Origin of the sequence: Streptomyces sp. YS415 (assembly GCF_023544665.1) — a bacterium.
Taxonomy (GTDB): Bacteria; Actinomycetota; Actinomycetes; order Streptomycetales; family Streptomycetaceae; genus Streptomyces.
The window spans coordinates 273,956-297,878 of sequence record NZ_JAMJFL010000006.1 but is presented as its reverse complement, the minus strand read 5'-3'; the positions used below and the strand labels follow the sequence as shown (position 1 = coordinate 297,878).

The 23,923-nt window shown below is 71.7% G+C and carries 15 protein-coding genes; 11 read left to right on the top strand and 4 right to left on the bottom strand.

Features of this window, described 5'->3' with window-relative positions; all coding sequences use genetic code 11:
* Window positions 1–473: 473 nt before the first annotated feature.
* Window positions 474–1,049, top strand: a complete 576-nt coding sequence (locus tag M8H82_RS10635; RefSeq protein ID WP_250072508.1) for a dihydrofolate reductase family protein — start codon at window positions 474–476, stop codon at window positions 1,047–1,049.
* Here the strand turns inward: M8H82_RS10635 and M8H82_RS10630 are convergent.
* Window positions 1,031–1,741 carry a helix-turn-helix domain-containing protein gene (locus tag M8H82_RS10630; RefSeq protein ID WP_250072506.1) on the bottom strand — a complete coding sequence of 237 codons (711 nt, stop codon included), beginning with the start codon at window positions 1,739–1,741 and terminating at the stop codon, window positions 1,031–1,033. The two genes, M8H82_RS10635 and M8H82_RS10630, sit on opposite strands and share 19 nt — an antisense overlap.
* A 454-nt stretch (window positions 1,742–2,195) precedes the next feature.
* Here M8H82_RS10630 and M8H82_RS10625 point away from each other — a divergent pair, with 454 nt between their 5' ends.
* The 4 genes from M8H82_RS10625 (at window position 2,196) to M8H82_RS10610 (ending at window position 9,136) form a co-directional block, all read left to right on the top strand.
* A complete protein-coding gene (locus M8H82_RS10625; RefSeq protein WP_250072504.1) occupies window positions 2,196–3,539 on the top strand; it encodes a DUF5685 family protein in 1,344 nt (447 codons plus the stop codon).
* A 256-nt stretch (window positions 3,540–3,795) separates the two neighbouring features.
* Window positions 3,796–4,629: a hypothetical protein gene (locus tag M8H82_RS10620; protein ID WP_250072502.1), complete on the top strand. Its 834-nt coding sequence runs from the start codon at window positions 3,796–3,798 to the stop codon at window positions 4,627–4,629.
* Window positions 4,629–6,884 carry a bifunctional serine/threonine-protein kinase/ABC transporter substrate-binding protein gene (locus M8H82_RS10615; protein WP_250072500.1) on the top strand — a complete coding sequence of 752 codons (2,256 nt, stop codon included), beginning with the start codon at window positions 4,629–4,631 and terminating at the stop codon, window positions 6,882–6,884. Before M8H82_RS10620 ends, M8H82_RS10615 begins: the two co-directional genes overlap by 1 nt.
* On the top strand, window positions 6,884–9,136 hold the full coding sequence (locus M8H82_RS10610) for a bifunctional serine/threonine-protein kinase/ABC transporter substrate-binding protein (protein WP_250072497.1): 2,253 nt from the start codon (window positions 6,884–6,886) through the stop codon (window positions 9,134–9,136). The genes M8H82_RS10615 and M8H82_RS10610 overlap by 1 nt, the downstream gene beginning before the upstream one ends.
* On the opposite strand, the gene M8H82_RS10605 is transcribed toward M8H82_RS10610, so the two are convergent.
* Window positions 9,115–9,459 carry a dihydrofolate reductase family protein gene (locus tag M8H82_RS10605; protein WP_374211645.1) on the bottom strand — a complete coding sequence of 115 codons (345 nt, stop codon included), beginning with the start codon at window positions 9,457–9,459 and terminating at the stop codon, window positions 9,115–9,117. The genes M8H82_RS10610 and M8H82_RS10605 overlap by 22 nt on opposite strands.
* Between M8H82_RS10605 and M8H82_RS10600 the strand changes: the two genes are divergently transcribed.
* Window positions 9,434–9,841 carry a TetR/AcrR family transcriptional regulator C-terminal domain-containing protein gene (locus M8H82_RS10600; protein ID WP_250072495.1) on the top strand — a complete coding sequence of 136 codons (408 nt, stop codon included), beginning with the start codon at window positions 9,434–9,436 and terminating at the stop codon, window positions 9,839–9,841. The two genes, M8H82_RS10605 and M8H82_RS10600, sit on opposite strands and share 26 nt — an antisense overlap.
* A gap of 138 nt (window positions 9,842–9,979) precedes the next feature.
* On the top strand, window positions 9,980–10,990 hold the full coding sequence (locus M8H82_RS10595; RefSeq protein WP_250072534.1) for a LacI family DNA-binding transcriptional regulator: 1,011 nt from the start codon (window positions 9,980–9,982) through the stop codon (window positions 10,988–10,990).
* A gap of 101 nt (window positions 10,991–11,091) precedes the next feature.
* Here M8H82_RS10595 and M8H82_RS10590 read toward each other — a convergent pair whose 3' ends face one another.
* Both M8H82_RS10590 and M8H82_RS10585 read right to left on the bottom strand, forming a co-directional pair.
* On the bottom strand, window positions 11,092–13,866 hold the full coding sequence (locus tag M8H82_RS10590; RefSeq protein ID WP_250072493.1) for a glycosyl hydrolase: 2,775 nt from the start codon (window positions 13,864–13,866) through the stop codon (window positions 11,092–11,094).
* Window positions 13,867–14,515: 649 nt separating this feature from the next.
* Window positions 14,516–14,800 (bottom strand): DUF3253 domain-containing protein, encoded by a 285-nt coding sequence (locus tag M8H82_RS10585; RefSeq protein WP_250072491.1) that lies wholly within the window; start codon window positions 14,798–14,800, stop codon window positions 14,516–14,518.
* 516 nt (window positions 14,801–15,316) lie between these two features.
* Between M8H82_RS10585 and M8H82_RS10580 the strand changes: the two genes are divergently transcribed.
* The 4 genes from M8H82_RS10580 to M8H82_RS10565 all read left to right on the top strand — a co-directional run bounded on the left by M8H82_RS10580 (window position 15,317) and on the right by M8H82_RS10565 (window position 23,923).
* Complete coding sequence (locus M8H82_RS10580) at window positions 15,317–17,107, top strand: hypothetical protein (protein ID WP_250072489.1); 1,791 nt, start codon at window positions 15,317–15,319, stop codon at window positions 17,105–17,107.
* Window positions 17,101–20,061 carry a DEAD/DEAH box helicase gene (locus M8H82_RS10575; RefSeq protein WP_250072487.1) on the top strand — a complete coding sequence of 987 codons (2,961 nt, stop codon included), beginning with the start codon at window positions 17,101–17,103 and terminating at the stop codon, window positions 20,059–20,061. The genes M8H82_RS10580 and M8H82_RS10575 overlap by 7 nt, the downstream gene beginning before the upstream one ends.
* Window positions 20,058–21,251, top strand: coding sequence for a hypothetical protein (locus M8H82_RS10570; RefSeq protein WP_250072485.1), 1,194 nt, complete (start codon window positions 20,058–20,060; stop codon window positions 21,249–21,251). Before M8H82_RS10575 ends, M8H82_RS10570 begins: the two co-directional genes overlap by 4 nt.
* Window positions 21,252–21,649: 398 nt before the next feature.
* A complete protein-coding gene (locus M8H82_RS10565; protein WP_250072483.1) occupies window positions 21,650–23,923 on the top strand; it encodes a vWA domain-containing protein in 2,274 nt (757 codons plus the stop codon).

Here is a 23,923-nt window from a genome sequence, read left to right as displayed (position 1 = left end):
CGCCGGAGCAGGTCACCGAGTTCCCGAGCCTCATGGAGTTGGGCAAGGACTTGCGCGCGGAGCTGGGTGAATAGAGCAGGTGGCAGGCGGCCAGGGGCGGTGTGGACAGCGCCTACGCCTCCCACCCGGAGCTGGATTCCCCAGGAAGACCAAGCCGCCGCGTCCTCCCATGACCACCGCTACCCCAGCCTGAGGCAACCGACCGCGGTCCAGATCGGCAGCGGCTACAGCCAACAGCTCTACATATGTCCGTCGGCACCGGACCATCCCCACACCGAACTGATGCAGTGACCGACGAGACAGCAGCGGCCGCATCAGCCTTCGCCACCGTCGAGGCCCGCCACGAAACAGGACTGGTCGGCACCTCGCCACAAGACGTGCTCTGCGCCGACTGTCGTTTCCGTACAAGACGGCCGCGCGGCCGCGAGTTAGCGTGCATCCAACAGCTCGCCCGATCTTGAGGAGACAGCACCATGCGTGACCTGGTCTACACCGGCTTCATGTCGCTCGACGGCGTCGTGGACTCCCCCGGCGGGACGGAAGAGGGCCACCGCAGCGGCGGCTGGGTGGTCGAGGACCTGGAGTTCGTTCCCGAAGCCTGGTCGCTGAAGGGCGAGGAGCTCACCGACACGACGGCACTGATGTTCGGCCGCCGCAGTTACGAGGCGTTCGCGCGGGTCTGGCCCGATTCGGAGGACCACGCCGCCTACAAGGAGCTGCCCAAGTACGTGGTGTCGTCCACGCTGGCCGACGATGCCCTCGTCGACGGCTGGGGGCCGACGACGATCCTGCGCTCGACCGAGGACATCGCCGCGCTCAAGAAGAGCGAGGGCGGCGCAATCTTCATCCACGGGAGCGCGGAGCTGGCCCGGCGGCTGTCGGACGCAGGGCTCATCGACCAGTACAACCTGCTCGTCTTCCCCGTGCTGCTCGGTGCCGGGAAGAGCTTGTTCGGCCGGGCCGACCGCGCCAAGCAGATGCTGACGCTGCGGGAGTCGGAGACCTACTCGAACGGGATCATGAAGCTGGTCTACGAAATCAAGCGCTGATCCGTATCGAGCGCGATCGCGCCACCCGTGCCCTCGCGCAGCTGCCTGGCGGTGCGCCCCACGTAGGAGCGCAATGCCCGAGCCAGGTGCGGTTCGTCGAAGTAGTCCAACTTGGCGACGACGTCGGCCGCCGGGGCGCCGGCCGCCAGCAGCTCGGCCGCCGTACGCGCCCGTTCGATCTGCCGGACTGCGCCCTGGGTCAGCCCGGTCGCGGCACGGAACCGGCGTTCGGCCGTGCGCTCCGAGAGGGCCGGGCGGTGGCCCCGCAGCACCTCGGCCACGAGGGGGTCACGGACCACGATCCCGGCTTGGACGAGACGCTCCACCAGGGCCTCGGCGTCATCAGGGCCGGGCGTCTCCCAGCGCGAGCCGTCCAGCCGGAACGCCCGCCGCGTGGTGCCGGGGAGCTCGAGACCGCCGTCGACCAGCGCCGCCATGGGCACGGCCCGCAACGATGTGCCTACGGCGAACTCGATGCCCGTGAACGTCGCGCCCGCGGGTACCGGCGCTGTGCCGGTCCGGGTCTCGGGACCGGTGATGGCCGCGTACGCCTGGCCGTCCTGCTCGCAGAACACCAGTCCCCAGCGCACCCCCGCCACCGATGTCATCGCCGTGACCTGCTCGCTCGTGCAGCTCCACACGGTGTCGACCCAGGGGGAGTCGGACCGGCGTGTCTCGAAGCGCAGTTTCACGGGCGAAGGATATGCCGCGCCGCATCCGGGAGCCCACCGAATAGATTGCGGCACCCGCCGGGACAGGCCTCGCCGACGGAACCGGGAGTTCATCGAGACCTCGTCAACAAGGTCTTTGCCGCATCACCGCGCCTGACAGGGACACGAGGGTTGACCCGGGTTACGACGCTCGGCGCTGTCCGCCGGCCCTGGTGGGTCGCCGCCGTCCAGCCCCCCGGATTTGAGCCGGCCGAACGGCCACCCCATCCACCCTGCGCCTTCACCGCCCCGACAGACCCGAGCAGATCTCGTGCTCATCCTTGGGGCAGCCGTAACGAACAAACGCCTGTACGAACAGGCTTTAGCATGTCGCCCACCGGGTGACGGGCGGTTCCGGGGTGCGCGTGGTCGCGCCGTGTGGACGGCTGCACCCGTTCGGCTGTGAACTGGCAGCAGTGACTACGGGGGAGCTTCGATGTTCGGAATCATCCGGCCATGCCGCCATCGCCTGGGCGAGGGCATGCGTACCGAGTGGATGGCGCATCTGTGCGGGCTGTGCCTGGCGCTGCGCGGCGAGTACGGGCAGTTCGCACGGGTGGCCACCAACTACGACGGCCTGATCGTCTCGGTGCTGACCGAGGCGCAGTCGGAGCGCACCGGCGACTGGCGGCGAGGCGCCGGCCCGTGTCCGCTGCGCGGGATGCGGTCGGCGGACGTGGCGCAGGGTGAGGGCGCCAGACTGGCCGCGACAGTGTCGCTGGTGCTGGCCGCGGCGAAAGTACGTGACCATGTGGCCGACGGCGACGGCCTGTTGGGCCGCCGCCCGGTGACGCTGGCGGCGCGCCGAATCGCCCAGGGCTGGAACCGTGCGGGTGCCGCGGGCGGCGAACGGCTCGGCTTCGACACCACGGTCCTGATCTCCGCGGTCGAACGGCAGCCGGAGATCGAACGGCTGACCGGCCCGGGCGACTCGCTCCTGACCGTCACGGAACCCACGGAGACGGCAACCGCGGCCGCCTTCACGCACACCGCGGTACTCGCTGGCCGACCCGGAAACGTTGAGCCGCTCGCGGAGGCGGGCCGTCTGTTCGGTCGGCTGGCGCATCTGCTCGACGCGGTGGAGGACCTGGCCGCGGACGAGTCGACCGGGGCGTGGAACCCGATCGGCGTGACCGGCGCGGACCGCAGCGAAGTGCGTCGGCTCTGCGACGACGCCGTCCACGGGATCCAACTCGCCTTGTCCGACGCCGAGTTCGTTGACGGGCGGCTGGCGCGAGCGCTGCTGGGTGGGGAGCTGGAGCGTGCCGTCGACCGCGTCTTCGACCAGCGGCATCGTCGCCACCAGCACCGCCACCAGGCGCGCGGCCCGCGTGTACTTCCCTGGCTGGGCCGCCGTAGCGCGACGGAACCGCTCTCAGGGGAGGGCACGGGCTGCGGCATCGGGGCGCTGACGGGCGCGGGGCCTGAGGGTGCCTCGATGGCGTCGGGCCGGCCCCCGGAGGCGCAGTGCCGACGGTGCGGCCAGTGGCGCCAGTTGTGCCGCGAATGCGGCTTGTGCAACAGCTGCTGCACCTGCGATCTGGAGGATGCCACGGAGACCGCGGAGGCCGCGCAGTTCGAAGGCAGCGGCAACTTTTGTGGGGACGGTTCCGGCCGGGACGGCTCCAGGGGGGACGGCTGGTCCGGCGGATCGGGCGGCGGCAACTCGGGCGGCTCCTCGGGTGGTTCGGGCGGGGGCGGCCGGGGATCCGGTGGTGGTTCGGGGGACGGCGGCTGCGGTGGCGGGGGCTGCTGCGACTGCTGTTGCTGCTGCGACTGATTGCCGGATGAGGGAGGAGCCTTCCGTTCCGCGGCACCGGCTGTCTAGGGGGATGTTCGCTCACCCCGCCTGGTCTCGTGGGCTGCTGGGCAGAGCATCGTGACCGTCGTGGCGTGTCTCGCCACACCATGGCGGTCGCCGACACCGCGCACCCGCATCGGCCCCCACCCCGTTCGTGCAACCGCCCGCCCGCTCCTCGCGTCCGTCGATACGATCACCGGACGCGAGCGGGGGCTCGCGAGCCAAGGGGGGCGGAATGAGCGACGTCAATGCTGGCGTGCGCATGGGGACTTGGCCGTGCCGAGCCGTCGTGTCGGTGGCCACGGCGACCGTGCTGCTCAGCGGCTGCGGTTTAGGGGACGACGGCAAAGCGAACGGGGAGAGGTCTTCAGCACCTTCGAAGTCCACTACCGCTTCCGCCTCCCCCTCGGGCGGTGACGCGTCGTTGCCGCCGCCGTTCCGCGCTGATCCGGCCAAGGTGCCCAGGACGAAGAGCCGGGCCGAGGCGCTGGCAGCCGCTGTGACGCTCAAACCGCAGGGGTGGGGTGCGGGGTTCCGCGCTCAGCAGCCCGCCGTGAGCACCCCTGGCACCGTCGCCGTGCTGAACGAGCAGTGTCGGTGGGAACGGCAGGCGCTGCCCAAGGGCGTCCTGGCCTCCCTGTCCCGCTACAGCGAGATTCCCGCAGCTGATGGCAAGGGCGAGGTCAAGGTGACCGCGTCGGTCACCGTGCACCGCACGGTCCGCGACGCCGACGAGCGGCTGGCCTCCACATTGGAGGAGCCGTTGCGCTGTCGGCAGCAGCAGGTCCGTACGGACGAGTGGATCACCGAACTGATATCAGCCGCGTCTCCATACGGCCAGGGCAACAACACCTACGCCGACGACCATGTCGTGGAGATAGGCAAGTACGTGACCGGGAAAAGCGAGCAGACCTACCGCTGGTACGTCACGCGGCTCGGGACGGTGACTCTGGCGGTGTCGGTGAAGGGCGCCGAGGGCTATACGGCAAACGAGTTGGACAAGTACGCCGCCAACGCCAACGGCGTGATGATCAACACTGTGGAGTTCGAGCTCGGAGGGGACACCTGATGGAGCCGCTGCGTTCGTCGGACCCCGCGCGTATCGCGGACCATCGCCTGCTCGGGCGGCTCGGCGCCGGCGGCATGGGTGTGGTGTACCTGGCCCGTACACCGGGCGGCGCGTTGGTGGCGCTGAAGGTGCTGCTCGCCGAGTACGCCGAGGAGCCGGGCTTCAAGGAGCGGTTCCGCCGTGAGGTCGAGGTCGCCCGACGGGTCCACAGTCCCTTCGTGGTACCTCTGGTGGACGCCGACCCGGACGCCGAGGCACCGTGGCTGGCGACCGCGTACGTGCCCGGACCGTCGCTGGCCGAGGCCGTGAACGCGTACGGGCCGCTGGCCGAGCGCGGTGTGCGCCTGCTGGGCGCCCGGCTGGCCGAGGCACTGGGTGAGGTGCACCGGGCCGGGCTGGTCCACCGGGACCTCAAGCCGGGCAATGTCCTCATTGCCCATGACGGCCCGCGGCTCATCGACTTCGGCATCGCCCGCGCACCGGAGGACCGGACGCTCACGGTGACCGGAATGGTCGTCGGCACCCCCGGCTATCTGTCCCCCGAGCAGGCCGAGGGGCGTGGCGGGGACGGCATCGGCCCGGCGAGCGATGTGTTCTCCCTGGGCTGTGTACTCGCGTTCGCGGCCACCGGCCGGGCGCCCTTCGGCAGCGGCGCGGTCGACGCCCTGCTCTACCGGGCGGTCCACGACCCGGCCGATCTCGACGGAGTGCCGGAAGGACTGAATGACGTCCTGGGTCGCTGCCTGGAGAAGGATCCTGCCCGGCGGCCGGATGCCCGGGAGCTGGTGCGGGGGCTGACGGCCGACGGCGCCGCCCAGCATCAAGAAGCGTCCGAGGACGCGCCGCCGCCGCTGGACGACGCGGCGCCCGGGTGGCTGCCCGAGCCGGTCTCCCGGCTGATCGCTCAACGGTCGGCCGCCGCACTCGCTCTGCCGGACATCGAGCACACGCTGGTGCCCTCCGACCCGCCGGCCGCTGACGACCCGGCAGAACCGGACACACGAGAGACGGCCGGACCGACGCAGCCGCAGGACGTCCGCCCCGACAGCCGGCGCCGCTTCCTGCTGCTCGCCGGCGGGGCCGCGGCGCTGGCGGCGGGCGGCGGGGTCTGGTGGGCGGTGGCCCGCGACGACGGCTCGGCAGACGACGGCCCTGCCACCGACGATTCCCCCCGCGGGCCGGTGCACACCGTCGCGTTCCACGGTGACCTCAGCGGCCCGCAGCGGGAGACGGGCCGAGCCCAGGAGCGCGGACTACGGCTGGCGGTCGCGGAGTTCAACGCACGCGGCGACGCCCCCTTCACCGTGCGGGCCAAGGCCGTCGACGACGGGGGCGATCCGGCAGCGTCGGCGCGGGTCGCGGCGAAGCTCACCGAGGATCCGGCGGTCCTCGCCGTCGTCGGCCCGACCACTGACGAGACCGGGCAGGCAGCGCTCGCGACGTACGACGCCGGGCTGTTGCCGGTCGTTGCCGTGTCCCCCGCCACGACCTCGCTGTCCGTCCAGGGGTTCCGCTCGTACCTGCACGCCCGGCTGCCCGACGCGGTGCTGCCCATCTACGCGAGCAATTACCTGCGCGGCACCGCGCGATCACGCAAGGTCGGCATCGTCGTCGACCGCCCGGCCGGCAACTACGCGACCAGCCTGGCCAGTTCCCTCAGTAATACGCTGAACAGCATCCAGCACCCGTCCGTACCGGAAGTGGTCAGCGCGATGCGCCGCGACTTCGGCGGCGCGGTGGACGCGGTTCTCTCCGCGGGAGCCGACTCCGTGTTCTTCGCGGGTCTGCCGGATCGAGGCGCACTGATCGCCGGGACGCTGAGGGAACGCCAATTCAAGGGTGCGCGGGTGTCCGGCCCGGCCCTGCTGGACGAACAGTTCCTGACGCAGGCCCAGGAGATGGCGGAGGGCTGGGTGCTGGTGGCCCCGGTCATCGACGCGACCCGCAAACCCGAGGCGAAGAAGTTCGCCGCCGCCTACCGCGAACGCTTCGAGGAGGCACCGCCCCGCTACGCAGCGGAGGCCTACGACGTGACCGCGATGCTCCTCAAGGCCCTGGCCAAGCTGCCGTCGAAGCGCCGAACCCGGCAGAACCTGCTCGCGGCCGTACGGGGAGGAAAGTACGAGGGCATCACCAAGACGTTCGCCTTCGACGAGAAGTTCGGCATGTTGGCCATCGACGGCACCGGCGGCTTTCTCTGGCGGGTGGACCAAGGGGCCTTCGTCTACGACGGCCCCGCGCCGCTCACCGTCTGATGGAGCCGCTGCGGGCAGGCGACCCGGCCCGGATCGGCCGCTACCGTCTGCTGCGGCGGCTGGGCGCAGGCGGCATGGGTGTGGTATTCCTGGCCCGCGCGCCGGGCGGGGCGATCGCCGCGGTGAAGACGGTCCGGTCCTCCTACACCGACGAGAGCGGATTCCGGGCCCGTTTCCGCCGTGAGGTCGAGGCGGCCCGGCAGGTCCGCAGCCGCTGGGTGGTGCCGTTGCTGGACGCGGACGCCGACGCCGAGACACCGTGGCTGGCGACGGCGTACGTGCCAGGTCCCTCGCTCGCCGAGACGGTGGACGCCTTCGGGCCGCTGCCGCTCGCCTCCGTGCGGGTGCTGGGTGTGCGGGTTACCGAGGCGCTTCAGGCGGTGCACGGGGCCGGTCTCGTGCACCGCGACGTGAAGCCGGGGAACATCCTGCTGGCCCCGGACGGGCCACGGCTCATCGACTTCGGCATCGCCCGCGCGCCGGAGGCCACCGCGCTCACCTCCAGCGGCGTGATCGTCGGCTCGCCCGGGTTCCTGTCGCCCGAGCAGGCGCGAGCGCTGGGCGGCGAAATCGGCCCACCCAGCGACGTGTTCTCCCTGGGATGCGTGCTCGCGTACGCCGCGAGCGGGGTGCGGCCGTTCGGCGGCGGCGCGGCAGCGGGGGTGCTGCTGCGGACGGTCTACGAGGAGCCCGATCCGGCGTCGTTCCCGGACGCCCTGGCACCCCTTCTGACAGCGTGCCTGCACAAGGATCCGGTCCACCGCCCGGACCTCTCGCGGCTCCGTGCGGCGCTCGAGGAGGGAACGGCGGCCGACTCCGCCGAACCGCTCGACTGGCTGCCGGCGCCGGTCACCCGGCTGATCAACGACAGGTCCGCTGCCGTGCTCGCCATCGGAGCGATCGAGCCGACCCACGTGTCCGCGTCGAGGCCGTCGATCACGGAGGGCGCGCCGGGCACCGCGGGCGCGTCGGGAACGGCATCGCCGGACGCTGCGACGCTGACGGCGATCGCCGCCGCCCGCCCGGCTCCTGGCGCGATCGGCCGCCGCGGTTTCCTTCGCCTCGGGTCGACGGCGGGACTCGTCGCGGCGGGCGGGGGAGCCTGGTGGTGGAGCACCCGGGCGAAACCGGGAGCATCCACCCCGTCCGGGGCGGGCCGTCCCCGCCCTGAACTGGTCGTGGCGTTCCACGGAGATCTGACCGGAGCCAGCAAGGAGAGCGGCAAGGCACAGCTCAACGGCGCCCGCCTGGCCGTTGAAGAGCTCAACGCGGACAGCGATCGCCCGTTCCGGCTGAGGCTGCGGACGTACGACGACGGCGGCGACCCGGGGCGGGCCGACGAGCTGGCCGCCCGGCTGGCGAAGGACGCCGATGTGCTCGCCGTACTGGGCCCCACCACCGATGCCTGCTTCCAGGCCACAGAACGGACGTACACCCAGGCGGTGATGCCCGTCGTGTCCGTGTCGGTGGGCACAGAGACCATGAGTTCGGCGTTCGATACCAACGTTTTCCACTGCCATGCGGCGCTGAGCGTCACGTACGACCTCCTCGCCGGCCCCTGCGTCCGTTACCTCATTCGCCACGTCGACGCCCGTCATGTGCTCCTGGTGGACGACCGGGCGCAGGGCGACTTCGCCTGGACCGTGTGCGACCAGGCCGAGCGGGCGCTGCGGCAGAACGGCCGGGACGCCACCGTGACCCGCGTGGCCGCCGGGAAGGTCGACTACGGATCGCTCGCCGCAAAGGTGAGGTCCGTCCGCGCGGACGCGGTCGTCTTCACCGGCGACGCGGCCCGGGCCGCCGGGCTCGCCTCGGCGCTGGCCGCCGACCGGTTCCCCGGCACCGGCATGGCAACGGAAAGGGCCCTCCACCCGCGGTTCCTCACATCCGCCGGTGCCGCCGCCATCGGCTGGATCTTCACCACGTCCTTCACCGATCCGACGGCCCGCCCCTCAGCCCGCGCGTTCACCGCGGCGTACCGCGCGCGCTTCCGCGCCGCCCCTGGCTGGTACGCGGCGGAAGCCTACGACGCCGTACTGTTCCTGGCCCGGGCCTGCGACAAGGACGGCACCCCGCTCACGGAGCGGGGCGCGATCGCCCGCCGGATGCCCCAGATCACATATGACGGCATCACCCGCACGGTCAAGTACGAGCAGGGGTACGGCTACAACCACGACGCGATGTTCGAGTTCGAGGCTGTCGACGGTGCGTTCCGGTACCTGGGGCATTATCAGGAGGCAGCGGTGTCGTGAAGTGAAGTGAGATCGCCGGCCGTGACCTGGAACGACCTGACCCGGTAGGTGAGGTGGGTGACCTGGGCGGAGTCGACCACCCGGGTGGGCACCAGTTCAAGAGCGGGCGAGACGCCGTCGAAGAGCCGGACGCCCGCGCCGAGTACGACGGGCGCCAGATGGATCTGGAGTTCGTCCAGCAGCCCGGCGTCGATGAACTGCCGTACGGTGTCTGCACCGCCGGAGATCTGGACGTCTTTGTCTCCTGCGGCCTGGCGAGCCTGGGCCAGCGCGCTGTCGATCCCTTCGGTCGCAAACGTGAAGGTGGTGCCGCCCTGCCGCACCCAGGGTTCCCGTGGGACGTGGGTCAGGACGAAGACGGGGGCGCGGAAGGGCGGTGGGATCGCCAACGCCGACGTCTTCCCCGACCTCGGCAGCAAGTGGTACGAGCAGGGCTTCAAACGAGTACTCGGCACGCTTGCGGCGACCTTCCAGCACCTGACCGATCAGGAACTGCTCCGCATCGACGACGCACTCCTGGCAGCGAACCACTTCGCCGGCCTGCTGCTGTGGATCCCGGTGAACCAGGCCATGTTCACCGGCAGCACCCAGCACAACGAGGCCGACCTCGACCGCTATGCCGCCGCCGGCGCCCGCGTCTTCCTCGCCGCCTATCGCTGGCCACCCAGCCACCCGAAGCGGGACGGTGCTTCAAGAGCCGTGTGAGGTGGCGATGATCCGGACACCGTCCTCGGTTGTGAGCGCTCTCACGCGTCTGGCAGCTGTCGATATCCTGACCGCGCCGCTTCGCCGCGGACCGAACGTGCCCCAGACGAGGGAGTGCCCGCCTTGCCCGAGCCGATCATGGGGTCCCGCCCCACTCTGGAAGCCGTCGCAGCCCGTGCGGGTGTCTCCCGGGCTACCGCGTCCCGGGTGGTCAACGGCGGTGCGGGGGTGCGCGCCCCGCTCGTCGACAAGGTGCGCCAGGCGGTCGAGGAGCTCGGCTACGTACCCAATCACGCGGCCCGAACCCTCGTCACGCGGCGCAACGGCGCAGTGGCCGTGATCATCGCGGAGCCGGAGTTCCGTATCTTCTCCGACCCGTTCTTCGAGCAGCAGGTACGCGGCATCAGCCGTGAACTCACGGCGCATGACGCGCAGTTGGTGCTGCTGTGGGTCGAGGGCCGTGGAGATCACGAGCGGATCGCCCGCTATCTCGGCGGCGGGCATGTCGACGGGGCGCTCGCCTTCTCCGTGCACAACGACGACGAGTTGCCGGCGCTGATCGACAAGTCCCGTATTCCGACCGTGTTCGGCGGCCGGTCGGTCGTGGACCGCAGTCTCGCGGTGCCCTACGTCGACTGCGACAACCGCGGCGGGGCCCGTCAGGCGGTCCAGCACCTCGTCTCCCTGGGCCGGCGCACCATCGCGCACATCGCCGGCCCGGCCGACCTGACGGCGGCCCTGGACCGGGTCGCCGGCTATCACGACGTCCTCGTCGACGCAGAGCCTGCGCTGGTCTGCCAGGGCGACTTCACGGAGAAGGGCGGCGCCCTCGCCATGGCCGAGCTGCTGGAGCGGCGTCCTGATGTCGACGGGGTGTTCGTCGCCAGCGACCTGATGGCGCTGGGGGCGCTGCGCGCGCTGCGTGAGCGGGGGCTGCGGGTCCCCGATGACGTGGCCGTGGTGGGGTTCGACGACATGGCGTCGGTGGTCGAGCTGACCGACCCGGCGCTCACCACCGTCCGCCAGGACATCGAGGGCATGGGCCGGCTCATGGTGAAGCTGTTGATGCGGATGCTCGACGAGACCGGGAGCCCTGCGCCTGACTGCGTCATCACGCCGACGTCGCTGGTGCGGCGGGCGTCGGCCTGACGCCGGGCGCGCCCCTGCGCATACGGGCGCGGTGGGCACCGGCTCGGTTGCCGGTGCCCACCGCGTTCCCGTGAGGGGCCGAGAGGACGAAGCCGTCCCGGTCAGCTGAAGGGGATCACCAGCACGGAGTTCTCCGTGCCGGTCTGGAGCTTTGACGTGCCGTTGCCGATGGCGCTCCACACCTCCAGCCGGACCGTGCCGTTCGCCAGGTTGCCGAGGCTTCCGGTGGCCGACTTCAGGCCGCGTGTCTGGGCGTACTGCTCCCATCCCGCCACCGGGTCGGTGGCGAAGTAGTTGTAGGTCTCCGTGCGGTCGAAGGAGCCGTTGCCGGTGAGGTCGTAGCTGATCCGCACCTGCTGTCCGAGGCCCACCGTGGTGCCCGCGTCGACCTGGAAGCGGAACGCGGTGCTCGCGCCCGCGGTGAGGGTGCCGTTGACGCCGCGGGCCTCGTAGACGAGCGGTTGGTACGGAGTGCCGTCGCGGTTGGCGCCGCCGGCGGAGGCGATGGTGTCGCTGCCCGCCGTGCCGCCTGTGGCCGTGGTGAGCGTGCCGCCGGAGCGCAGCTGGAACGTGTTGCCGGTCGGCGGATCGGGGTCGGGGTCGGGGTCGCCGCCGGTTCCGGTGCCGGACGCGGTGGAACGGGCGGGCACAGACAGGGTCTTGCCGTCCGAGAAGGTCACCGTGCGGGCACTTGAGCCGTAGTTGTGGGCGACGTAGGTGCGGTTCGTGCCGTTGGCGAACACGGCCGAGGAGGGGAGGTCACCGGTCACGGTGGGCTCGGGGGCGCCGAGCGTGTGCAGGGTCTGGATCCAGTGGTAGGTGTGCGCCTTGGACTCGCCGGCCTCCGGGGTGTACGAGGCATGGCCCGCGTCCCACTTGGCCTTCGCCGCCGCCGGGTCGGCGAACGACTGGAACTCCCAGAGGATGTCCCGCCATTCGACGGCCGGGCCGCCGTTCTCGCGTTCCATCTCCGCCAGGTTCCGTCGGATGGCGGCCTTCTCGCCGCCGAGGTGCAGGGAACCGCCGGTCACCGGAAGGACGTTGATGCCGTGGATCTCCTCGGGGTTGGCCGTCCACCAGGTGGCGTAGGCCGCGCCGCTCCCCCACACCATGCCCGCGGTGTCGTGGCCGAAGGAGGAGGGGAAGACCTGCTCGTCGGCGTCGAACCAGTACTGGGCGATGGCCTCCGCCTCGGTGGTGAGCAGGTAGCTGCCGAGGTCGCGCAGCGCCGGGTCACCGGTGGCGGAGCCCCACAGCACGAGGGCCGCGCTGAGGTTGGTCGACTCGGACGAGGATTCCTGGTTGTTGCCGGCGGCGAAGCCCTGGTGGCCGGAGGCCCAGCTGTGGCCGGCGTAGACGTCGAAGCCGCGCAGGAACGGGTAGGCGCTGTCGGTGCGGCTGGGGTTGGCGGTGTCGCGGATCAGGGTCTTCACCATGCCGCCCCAGGCGGAGTCGGCGGCCCAGGCAGGGTCGTACTGGGCCACGATCGCGGCGGCGTAGACGTAGTAGCTGTAGTGGAAGTGGTGGTCGTTGAGCTCGCTGTCGCTGCCGTAGGAGGCGGGGTAGCCGGTGAGCGTCTTCCAGGCCTGGTCGTAGGAGAACTCGTTGGCGCCGCCCGCGGTGAACCACTCCTGCATGCGGCCCTTGATGAGCCCGAGGAGCTTGTCGCGGATAGCGGTCTCGCCGATCTGGTCGGCCAGCGGGACCAGTTGGGCGAGCTTGCCGAGTGCCTTGCCGGTCCAGTAGGTGTCGACGGCGCCCGAGAACGGGTCCGAGGCGTTCGCGACGTCGTTGAGGTAGCCGCGCAGCCGGGTGGTGTCCACGCCGTTCGTCTTCGGCAGGCCGGGCAGGACCGGGGAGGCCTTCTGCGAGGTGGTGAACGAGGCGGACTCGCGCACCTTCATGGTGCCGCGCGGGGAGACGTAGGTGTACGGGGTCAGCGCGTCCGTGGTGTTGAGCCACTGGTGCCGGTAGAGGGCCTGGAGCGTGCCGCGTTCCGTGCCCTCCTTGGCCTCGGTGGTGAGGGTGTAGGTGGCGCGTACGGTCCCGCCGCTGTAGTTCCAGTCGACCTTGGAGCCGGTGACGAAGCTGAAGGCGTACTTGCGGAACGTGGCGAGCGCGTCGGTGGAGGGCAGGACGGCGACGGAGAAGTAGTCCTTGCCGCCCAGGCCCGCGGTGACGGCGGAGCCGGAGACGTTCCAGTCGCTTCCGGTGGGCGCGAACAGGGCGTAGTGGTGTCCGGCGACCGTGATGCCGAGGACGTTGCCCTGGTCGGCGAAGACGGTGGGCGCGGAGGCGGTGGTGATCTGGGCGTTGCCGCCGGAGCCCTTGGCGTAGACGAAGGGCATGCCGTGGCCGATGGTGGTGCGCAGGGTGCGGGTGCCGTCGGACCAGTAGGGCGTGACGGTCCAGTCGCTCCAGGCGTCGGCCTTGGTGTCGGGCGAGTTGAGCCCGGTGAGGCCGAGGGTGAGGTCGGCCTTGTGGGCGTACTCGTACTGGCGGCCCTCGCCGACGATCGTGGGGGTGGTGGGGTAGCCGATCTGCAGGCCTCCGGAGACGGCCTGGTAGGTGAGGGGGTGGCCGTACATCGGGGTCGAGTGGGGGTTGTCGCCGTAGCGCTGGAAGGCCAGCGATGACCACCAGTCGTTGGTCGGCACGGGCTTGCCCTGGGCGGCGGACGTCACCTTGGGGGTGACCGGCGTGCCGGTGTTGGTCGTGGGGCCGACCGTACCGACGGGTCGGGTGTCGGAGTAACTGCCGGCGCCGACGGGGATCGTGGCGGCGGCAGCCGGGGTCGCGGCCGGACCGAGTCCGGTGGCGGCCAGGGCAGCGGCCAGGACCAGCACTGCGGCTGGTCTGTTGCGGGGGGCTGGCATGGAGGGGCACCTCGTGTCGTCACGACGGATAGGGGGGTCTCACGGTGGTGTCCGGAACATTTCGAGAGCGCTCTCAGTTGGCCGGAAACGTAAGACTGTTGAAACCTCGACGTCAATAGATGCGACACAGAAGGCAGTTGGACGGTCCTCAAACGCGGCTCGAAGCCCCTTTTGCCTTCGAGTCTTGACGGATCACCTGTGGACGGGCACGCTTCCCATGCTCGTTGAGAGCGCTCTCACCGTTTGCTTGCGCAGAGGATGCGGTTGGCGACACCTGGACAGCCATCTTGAGCTGGTGGGCGTACTTGCCCGCCGCGCCGCGTCGAACCCGCCGTCGGCGCAACGGTCTGCCGCGAGCCGCCAGGTTGCATACGACCAGGCGGCCGCTCACACCGGTCGCTCCAGAGCGACAGGTCCAGCTCGGACGTCACCATCTGCGCGGGGTTCGTGTCTGCGTGGTGTCCGTCGAGCGCCTGATGGGGGAATCCACGTCTGGTACGCCCATCGCGATCATCGTCCGGCGGATTTGTCTGCGACGTCGGAACCTGCGGTCGGACCGGTCAGCAGGCGGGCGCCGGACCATCGGCGCGCTGCCCCGAGACATCCGCGTACCGGATCCGAGGTGTGCTGCACGGCGGGCCGAGGTGGGTCAGCGGGTCCGGCGGATGCGGATCGGTCCTCGGGCCGTCGCCGGCGCGACCGGGTGGCCCTTCTGGGTGATCTCCACCAGCCCGGCGTCGACCAGTCGGCGGGCCGCCCGGCGGGCGGGTTCCATGAGTGCGCGCCAGCCGTCGTCGTCCCCTTCGTACACCGCCCGCGCGGCGTCGGAGGGGCAGATGGTCGCGGCCGGGTCGCGACGCTCCAGCAGCTCCAGGATGGTGCGTTCCAGGCGCTGGTCCAGGCGCTCGTCCGATGGCCGTTCGGCGTCGGTCACTCCCCCAGTATCACCACGCCACGGCGGGGCGGGCACCACGACCTCGGCAGGTCGGTGACGGGGGTGCCGGGGAGCCGAAGCACAAGGGGGTGTCACCGGCGGGGCCGGAAGAGCCGGCGTACGGGCCCGGTCGAAGGAGACGTCGACGCACCGCCGGAAGCAAGCGCCTCACACCGAGTAGCCACCCCGTCGGCCACGGGGGCCGGCATCGGCCACACTTCGTGAGCGGCACGCGGCCTGTGACGGCACCGACCGCGGCGGACATCCTCGCCCCTACACCGAGGACCCCTCCGGCAGCTGCGGGAGTGTCCAGCCGGTGTTCCAGATCATCCTCGCGTCGGCCGCCAGGAGTTCGGCGCGGACGAAGTAATTCGTTTTCAAATTCCGTTCATGAGTTCGATCTCACGGTAAACGCGATACACGAATTCCCCCTGCACGCTCCACCGCCGTCGATACAGTGACCGTGCTTTCGACGAAGAAGCACCGGGGGGAACAGTGCGAAATGCGCGAACAGAAGTGCGAAATGGCGGGACCGTCGTCGTGCTCACCGCGCTCGCCGTGGAATTCGACGCGGTGGAGGACCAGTTGGCGGGGTGCCGCTGGGGCCGGGAGGACGACATCGGCACCCAGTACCGGATGGGCTGGGTCAACGGCACTCCCTGGCAGGTGGCGCTCGCGGAGATCGGGCGGGGGAACGACGGCGCCGCCGTCGTGGCGGCCAAGGCCGTGCAGTTGTTCGCGCCGCGAATGGTGATGTTCGTGGGCGTGGCCGGTGCCCTCAAGGAGGATGTGGCACTCGGCGACGTGGTGGTGGCCACCAAGGTGTACGCCGTCCACGGCGGCAAGGAGGACTCCGGGGGTTTCCGAGCGCGTCCGAGCGCCTGGCAACTGGCCCACGACCTGGACCAGCTGGCCAGGAGGACCCGCAAGAGCGACTGGGTCGCGGAGTTGGGCGCCGGAGCATCGGCGCCCGGGGTGCACTTCGAACCGGTGGCCGTCGGTGAGGTCGTGCTGAACAGCTCCTCGTCCCCACTGCGCGACCAGCTGCGCACGCACTACGAGGACGCCGTGGCCATCGAGATGGAGAGCGCCGGGATGGCGCGGGCGGTGCAGATGTCCGGGGCCTGCCCCGCTCTGACCGTCCGCGGCATCAGCGACAGGGCGGACGGCGCCAAGCATGCCGTCGACCGGCGCGGTGGACAGGCCTTCGCCGCCCGGAACGCCGCGGCCTTCGCCATCGGCATGATCCGAGGACTTGAGGACCGGGAGGCGGGAAGGACCGTCGCACCACCCCAGGCCGCCACGGCCCCGCGCAGCACCGCCCTGCGCGCCGGCGCTCCGCGGCCCCGGCCGCCGCGCCGGGACACCTGGTCCGCCGGGGAGCTCGTGGACGTGGGCGGTGCCGACTATCTGCTCCAGGAGGAAGGGCTGGTGCGCCGCGGCTCCCTCGCCGACGGCTCGGCCCGGGAGCTGCGTGGCCGCGCCCTGCGGGTCGGCCCCGCCAAGGCCCATGGGCGACAGCGCTTCGTCTGGCTGCGCCGCATCGACGTCATGGACGACCGCGGCCGCTTCGCGCAGGAGGCACTGTCAGCCCTGCGCCACGAGAACAGCCTGCTGGGCAAGTTGGCCCCGCGGCCCGGCTTGCCGACCGTCGGAGTGCACCGGGTCCTGGGGCCGCGCAGCGCCCTGCTGTCCCTGGCCTGGCCCGGTGCCGGCCGCAAGGCGATCGGGGCGGCGCCCACACTGTCCGAGGCGTACCGGCAGACAGGGCCGCTGCCCGGCGGCCTGCTGCACCGCGTACTGCCCGCCTTGGCCGATCTGGCCGACACCCTGGACGACCTGCACCGGGCGGGGTTCGCCCACCGCTGCCTGGAACCGGACGCGGTCCTCCTCGTCGACGGCGGCGCGCTGCGCCTGCGGGATCTGGGCCTGGCGTTCCGGTCGCCGGTTCCCGGTGAGGGGCCGGCGGCACACCGGGCGCCCGAGCAGTGGCCGGGGGACTTCCGCCCGCACCAGGTGGGCGCGGCCACGGACGTGTTTCAACTGGCGTCGCTCACCTACTGGTTGACCAGCGGGACGGCGCCGGACACCGAAGCCGTCGTGCCCGTGCGCGTGCACGCTCCGGATGCACCGACGAGCCTGGAGCGCCTGCTGGACGCGGCGCTCGACGACGACCCGGCGGCACGTCCCACCGGGCAGGCGCTGGCCGCAGGTTTGCGGCAGAGCGCGGCCGACCTGGGGGTCACGGTCCCTGGAGCACGTACGGACGGTCGCGGGACGGCGGCCGAAGGTGCGGCGGCATGCTGACACGCACCGTCGCCCTGCCGGGTCCCGTGGTCGTCGTGCCGACCGACTCGGCGGACGGAGACCTCGGCCGGCTGCACCGGGCCCACTCCCGCATGCCCGGCTGCGTCGAGGACCTGACGGCGGAATTCCGCGCACGCGGAGAGGTGCCGGCCGTGTTCGACCTGCACCAGGGCAAGCGAGGGCTCCTGCTGTACGGGCGCGGCATGCTCGCCGTACTCGTCCCCGACATGGGCACGCGAGCCGGCCCGGCACGCTGCTACCGGATGACCACCGTGCGGACTCTGTGCTTCAAGGACCATCACACGCTGGCCCGGGGCTGTCTGCTGCTGAAGCCCTCCGACTGGACCGTGCGCTACACGCCCGGCGGGGTCCCGGACGGCGCCGAGACCCATTGGGAAGCGCTGTCCGAGGAGTGGGAACTGCTGCGCAAGGACATGGCGGGCGGGAAGGCCGCCTCGGAGCCGGGCAGGCGCGAGCGGCGTCTGCTCGGCGAGCTGCAGCGCGTGGTCGACAAGGAGTTCGAGATCCAACGCGGTCAGGTCCGCGCCACCGCACCGTACGTGTACCGCGCCGTGCGCCCGGCGGCCGAGCGGCGCCTGAGCAGCCGCTCGGTGTATGTCTTCGCACTGCACGGCCGGGAAGCGCCGGGGCAGGACGAGGTGGTGCAGGTGCGCGGCCGGCCGGGACTGCGCGGCCAGGTCGTGGCCGTCGGCCCGCAGACACACGTCACCGTGGCGTTCGACCGCGCCGTCGACTGGGCCCTCCTGCCCCGGCAGGGCGAGCTGGAGCGGGTCGCCAACGGCACCGCCCACACCCGCCGTACCGCAGCCCTCGCCGACCTCCGGGAGGGCACCGCCCGCAATCCGCACCTGCTGTCGGTACTGGCCGGGACCCGGGATCCACGTACGGGCCGGGCCCGGGGCAACGCCGTGGAGCGGCTGGACGACTGGCAACTTGCCGCCTTCTCCACGGCCCTCGCCACCGAGGACCTGTCGGTCGTGATCGGCCCGCCCGGGACCGGCAAGACCAGGGTGATCACCGAAGTGGTGCGCGCGGTGGCGCGGGAGGGAGGCCGCTCGGGCCGCGTCCTGGTCACCGCGCACAGCAACCAGGCCGTGGACAACGTGCTGAGCAGGCTCGGCGATGACCTGCTGGTCGTGCGGGTGGGACATGAGGGCAGGGTGTCCGAGGCGGCCCTCCCCTACCTCCTCCACACCCGGGCCACGGCGTTGCGCCAGGGCATCCTCGACCGGGTCGGGACGCGTCTGGGGCAGCATGACGACGGCCGGGCGGCGCAATGGGTGAAGGCCCTGGACGACGCCCTCGACCGGCTGGAGTCCGCGGTGCAGGCGCAGGAGGCGGCCCGGGTGGCGCGGCGCGCGGCGATACGAGCGGTGGCCGGGCCGGAGCAGAGCCGGGTGGACCGCCTCGAGGCCCGTCTGAGGCGGGCCCGGCGCCGGCAGGCGCGGGCCGCCCTGCGCCACGCCGCTCTGGTGGACCGCCGGGAACGGTGGCGGGCGGCCGATCGCCGCACGGTGCCGGGGCGGCTACGGCAGTGGTGGAGCGCGAGGCTGCTGACGCGCGCGGCGACAGCATGGGAGACACGGCAAGGGGTGACCGCGCGTGCCGACCTCGCCCGGCGCCAGGCAGAGGCGGCGCTGGAGGCGGCGACCCGCGACCGTCCGCAGGTGCAAGCGGCGCACGAGGCCCTGCGGGAGGCCGCGCGGGAGTGCCGTGAGCTGCGGTTGACCGCCGTCGACCGGGCCTGGCACTGCCGCAGGCGGCTGGCCCCCGTCGGGGAGGGACCACCCCTCCCCGAGCCCGGGCAGGAGGGCGCGAAGCCACCCGACGACGGGCAGTTGGCAGCGTTCGCGGCCTGGGCGCGGCAGGCGGCACCCCTGCTGAAAGCCCGGCGAGAGCTGCTGTCCCAGTGGCACGCCGACGTCTCGGAGGCCACTGACCAGCTCCAGGCCGAACTGATCCGCTACGCGCACGTCGTCGGCGCGACCAGCACCGGCTCCGCGGGGCCCGCCCTGCTCACCGGGGTGGAGTTCGACCTCGCCGTCGTGGACGAGGCCGGGCAGATCACCACCGCGGACGCGCTGGTCCCCCTGGTGCGGGCGCGGCGCGGCCTGCTCGTGGGCGACGATCGGCAGCTGCCCCCGTTCCAGGACGAGGAGGTCATGCGCTGGGCGCGCGACCAGGCAGAGCCGGATGCCGCCCGGTTGATCGGCAGGAGCGTCCTCGAACTCGCCCGGGAACGCCTGCCCGGGCATGCCGTCGCCTGCCTGTGGGAACAGCGGCGCATGCCCAGGGAAGTGGCCGACTTCTGCTCCCGGGTCTTCTACGACGGACGGCTCATCACCCCGGCCGGGCGCCGTCCGGTGAACTCCCGGCTGTTCCGCAGCCCTTTCGTCCTGGTCGACACCTCGGACCTGCCGCCGGGCGACCGCGCCGAGCGCCGGCCGCGCCGCACCGCGGACGGCGCGCGGGGCTACCTCAACACCGCCGAGGCCGCGCTGCTCGCGGACCTCGCCCAGCACTACGCCGAGGACGAGGAGGAGTGGGCGGTCATCGTGCCCTACCGCGCCCAGGCCGCACTGGTCCGCTCCCGCCTCGCCCCACCGGCCGCCGGCGGCGGTGACGTGGCCACGGTGGACTCCTTCCAGGGCGGCGAACGGGACGTCGTCCTCTACGGGTTCACCCGAAGCAACCCCGGCGGCAACGTGGGCTTCCTGGACGAACTCCGGCGGGCCAACGTCGCGTTCACCCGTGCGAGGCGACAGCTCGTGCTGGTCGGCGACCTGAGCACGCTCACCCGGGCCACGGACCCCGAGTTCCGCGACCTCGCCCGCGCGCTGCGCGAACACGTCGACACGCAGGGCCAGATCCTGCGCTACCGGGACCTGCGCGAGCTCCTGCCGGGAGCACCCGTCCAGGAGGCAGGACGATGAACCCCCGTACCGCGGCGCTGGGATTCGACCCCGGCCAGGCGGCGGGACATGCTGCCTTCGCCCTCGCGGCCGCGCCCCTGTCGGCGCACACGGTGATGTTTCCCCTCTGGCGCGTCGAGGTGCGGGCGGCTGTCACCGAAGCGCAGCCCTACCAGCTCATCGACCGCTATCTGATCCGAGGCGTCGGCGAGGCCGGGCTCACCGGATCCGCCGAACTCGCCACGTTCCTCTCGCTGGACCCGGCGCTCGTCCGGCAGGCGCTGGCCTTCCTGCGCGCGGTCGGCCATGTCGAGGGCGAGGACGGCTCGCTGGCCCTGACCGCGCTCGGCAGGCGGTCCCTGGAGGACGGGACGCTGTACACGGTCGAGCTCGACGACCGGCGGATCCTGCGCTTCGACGGCTTCTCGTCCGAGCCGCTGACCGGCGCCTACTACCACCGGACCGGGGCGGGTCTGACCGCAGATGGGCAGCACAGAGGGGCCGCCATCCCCCTGCTGTGTCCCGAGAGGTTCCGTGAGGCAGCGGTGAAAGAGCTGGCCGGCCTCAGCGACCGGGAGCGGTACAACCTGCCCTCGGCCATCGAGATCCGGGACATCGTCGGGTACGAGGTGGAGTACCTGCCCGCCTGCGTGGTGCACGTCGCACGCGGCCCCGAAGGAGCGCAGCACCTGGTCTGCACCCGCCCGCTGCGGGGCGAGCACGACCCCCGGCTGGGAGCAGCGCTGGAGACCTCCGATGCCGCCCTCAGCGCCCTGGAGGCGGCGAACGAGGACGCCCGGTCGCACTTCGACGAGGAGTCCGGGCGCTGGCTGAGCGCAAAGGGCCTGAGCGGTTTTCGGCCGCGCCGGGTCAACGGCGGTTCGCACCGGGTGGGACTGGCGGGGGACGCCTTCCGGACCACGGGCGAGAAGGCGCTGCCCCCGATGGGGTCGCTGGTGGTCCTGCCGAGCGGCGGCCTGTTCCAGCTGTGGTGCGAGGACGTGAAGGCCCGGCGCCGGGAGCTGGTGCGCCGCGTCGAGGCCCACCTGGACACGGCGCGCTCGCCGGCGGCCGTACGCACGCGGCTGGGGCTGCTCGTCGCCCGCCTGGAGCCGGGTCCGCTCGACGACGACGCGCTGTGCGGCCTGGCCGTTGCGGAAGGAAGCCGAGCACTCGGTGACCGTTTGCGCCGCATCCTGTCCGGCAGCTGACCGCCGTCCTGCCCATGACAGCGATGCCGTCGGGCGAACGGGGAGAGTCGCGGGACGGATGTGGCGCAGCGGCATCGGTCGGCGACTCCGGCACCCGCACTTTACCGATCGAATGTGATCACGGACGATAGCGATGAGCCGATTGAAATTCATTTGCGATTCTTTCGAATCGAACATCAGGCAATCTTTATGCAGTGTTGCCGAAATACAACATGGCGATCAGCCAATGAAATTAAAGTGATCGCCACACGAGCCGCCCCTGGGGAGAGGGCGTCATCTTGTGGGCAGCGACCCAAGGACGCGGACCGGCAAGACGCGCGGCATTTCCGGAAGGACCACCCGGAAGGCCCGGCTCACGAGGGAGGCCTCAAATCGAGGCCGTGGGGAGCACAACAAGAGTGACAGCAACCATGAGCCGGCCGTGCGGCTCGGCCGTACGACGCCTCGCCGCGCTTGTCGTCGGCGTACTCCTGGCCACCGCCGAACTGTCGGGACACGTGGGGGCGGCACCTGTGGCGGCGCCCTCACCGGGCGGCACGGCGGCCGACGAACCAGTGGACTACGTCGTCGCCGTCGACCAGTCGGGCAGCCTCAAGGAAGGGGAGATCGACCGGGAACGCGAAGCCGTCAACGCCATCGCCATGGGCGAGCCGTCCAACGACTCGACGATGGAGGTGCTCGGCTTCGCCAGCGCCGAGGAGAAGGGCCAGACCGCCGTCGACAAGGTCTGTCCTTCCCGGGCGCTCGACACAGTCGGCCGCGAGAAGATCGCCGAGTGCGCGGCACGACTGCGGCAACGGACCAAGGACGAGGGCGCGGGCACCGACTTCATCGAGGTGGTGCGCCAGGCGGTCGCCGACCTCGGCGCCCGCCCCGGCGACACCCCGCGCGTCCTGTTCCTGCTGACCGACGGCATCCTCGACGTCGAGGACAGCCTGAAGTACAAGGACCTCGACGCGAAGAGCGCCGAGGAAGCCGCCGAGGCCGACCTCGCCGACGTGCTCGCCGACGCCGCCGAAGCCCAGGTGCAGATCTGGCCCCTCGGATTCGGTGACGCCAACGAGACTGCGCTGCGGGACATGGCCGCCGCCGGCTACCAGACCGGCTGCACGAACATCCCGGGAGCCCGCCCGCAGGCCCGGGTGGTGCGCGGGGACGATCTCGACGCCGAGCTGCAGAGCACCTTCGCCACCGCCCGCTGCCTGTACCACGAGAAGGGGGAGCAGGGGCGGCCGCCCGGTGACCTGACGGTCCGTATCTCACCGCTCGCCACCGAGGGAACCATCGTCGTCTCCAAGGGAGATCCCGCCGTCACCGCGTCGTACCACGCCCCCGACGGCCGCGAGATCAAGCCCTCCGACAGCGACGAGGACTCGACGTACACGTTCTCCGGACAGGGCAGGGCGACCGAGTCGCTGCGCATCACGCGCCCTCTGGCAGGCCGCTGGACGGTCAAGCTCGAGGCGCCCGAGGACCATCGCGAGCGCTCCGCCTCCGTCAACGTGCTCTGGCACGGATCGGTGCGCTCGACGATCTCCCTCAGCGCCTACTCCCCCGCCGCGGGGAGCGAGGTCGACATGTACGTGCCGATCCTCACCCTCCAGGAGACCCGGCTGGAGAAGCGGGACCTGAAGGGCATCAAGGTCACCGGGAACCTCACCGGACAGGGCATCGGGCAGGCGGTGCCCATCCGCCTCGCCGACGACGGCAAAGGCGCCGACGAGAGCGCCGGCGACGGCCGCTTCTCCGGAACCGTGTCCGTACCGGACACCGCGACCGGCTCCCTCACGTTCGAGTCCCGGGTATCGGCCGTGGGCCTCGACCCCGACGTACGGTCCCAGCCGGCCGCCGTCTCCCAGCCGAACCAACGTTTGGAAGCGGTCCTCGCACTCGGCGGGGCGCGGCTCCACCCCGGGGACACCCACGAGGCACGCCTCACCGTCGACAACAGGGACTCGCGCGCCCACACCCTGTCCCTCGCCTTCGCCGACACCAAGGGAGCCGGACTGCGCCTGACGCCCCAGCGCGTCACCGTGCCCGCCGGCACCAGCGGCCACGACATCATGGTCCGCCTCTCGGTCGGTGCGGCCGGGCAGTTGAGCTTCCCCGTCACCGACGAGGGCAGCGCACTCGGCGGGAAGATCCTCGTCACCGACGAGCAGGGCACCGTACTGGACGGGCGGCTCCTGGACACCGTGACGGTGCGCAGCGAACCGGACGCCCTCGACCGGTGGGGCCGCCCCGCGGCCCTCGCTCTCGCCCTCCTGGCGCTCGGGGGCGTGGTCCTGGCGTTCCTGTGGCTGCGCCGCAGGGCGGCCCGGCGTCCGCGCGGCACGCTGGTGCTGGAGGACACCTGGGGCAGGGAGCTGGCCCGCCACCCGGTCACACCCGGGCGCGAGGGCTGGTACCGGTTCGACATCGTCGACACCGACAGCGACAGCCCCCGCGTCCAGCGCTCCGACGTCGGCACCTGGGGCATGCGCCGCAACCCCGACGGCGGCGCCGACCTCCGGATGCCGGACGGGAACGTCGAGAAGAACCTCGCTCCGGGCCAGGGGCTGCGCATCGGTGACGACCTCGTCCTGAAAGCCGTCGACGAAGACGACACCCCGCCGCCCGACCCGGAGCTGTGGTCCCCCTACGCGGCCGAGGCGCACCACCCCGAACTCTGA

What these genes read in the sequence shown, in the direction of transcription:
- M8H82_RS10635 (WP_250072508.1), top strand. Translation starts at nt 474, where the DNA reads ATGCGTGACCTGGTCTACACCGGCTTCATGTCGCTCGACGGCGTCGTG.
- M8H82_RS10625 (WP_250072504.1), top strand. Translation starts at nt 2,196, where the DNA reads ATGTTCGGAATCATCCGGCCATGCCGCCATCGCCTGGGCGAGGGCATG.
- M8H82_RS10620 (WP_250072502.1), top strand. Translation starts at nt 3,796, where the DNA reads ATGAGCGACGTCAATGCTGGCGTGCGCATGGGGACTTGGCCGTGCCGA.
- M8H82_RS10615 (WP_250072500.1), top strand. Translation starts at nt 4,629, where the DNA reads ATGGAGCCGCTGCGTTCGTCGGACCCCGCGCGTATCGCGGACCATCGC.
- M8H82_RS10610 (WP_250072497.1), top strand. Translation starts at nt 6,884, where the DNA reads ATGGAGCCGCTGCGGGCAGGCGACCCGGCCCGGATCGGCCGCTACCGT.
- M8H82_RS10595 (WP_250072534.1), top strand. Translation starts at nt 9,980, where the DNA reads ATGGGGTCCCGCCCCACTCTGGAAGCCGTCGCAGCCCGTGCGGGTGTC.
- M8H82_RS10590 (WP_250072493.1), bottom strand. Translation starts at nt 13,866, where the DNA reads ATGCCAGCCCCCCGCAACAGACCAGCCGCAGTGCTGGTCCTGGCCGCT.
- M8H82_RS10575 (WP_250072487.1), top strand. Translation starts at nt 17,101, where the DNA reads ATGCTGACACGCACCGTCGCCCTGCCGGGTCCCGTGGTCGTCGTGCCG.
- M8H82_RS10570 (WP_250072485.1), top strand. Translation starts at nt 20,058, where the DNA reads ATGAACCCCCGTACCGCGGCGCTGGGATTCGACCCCGGCCAGGCGGCG.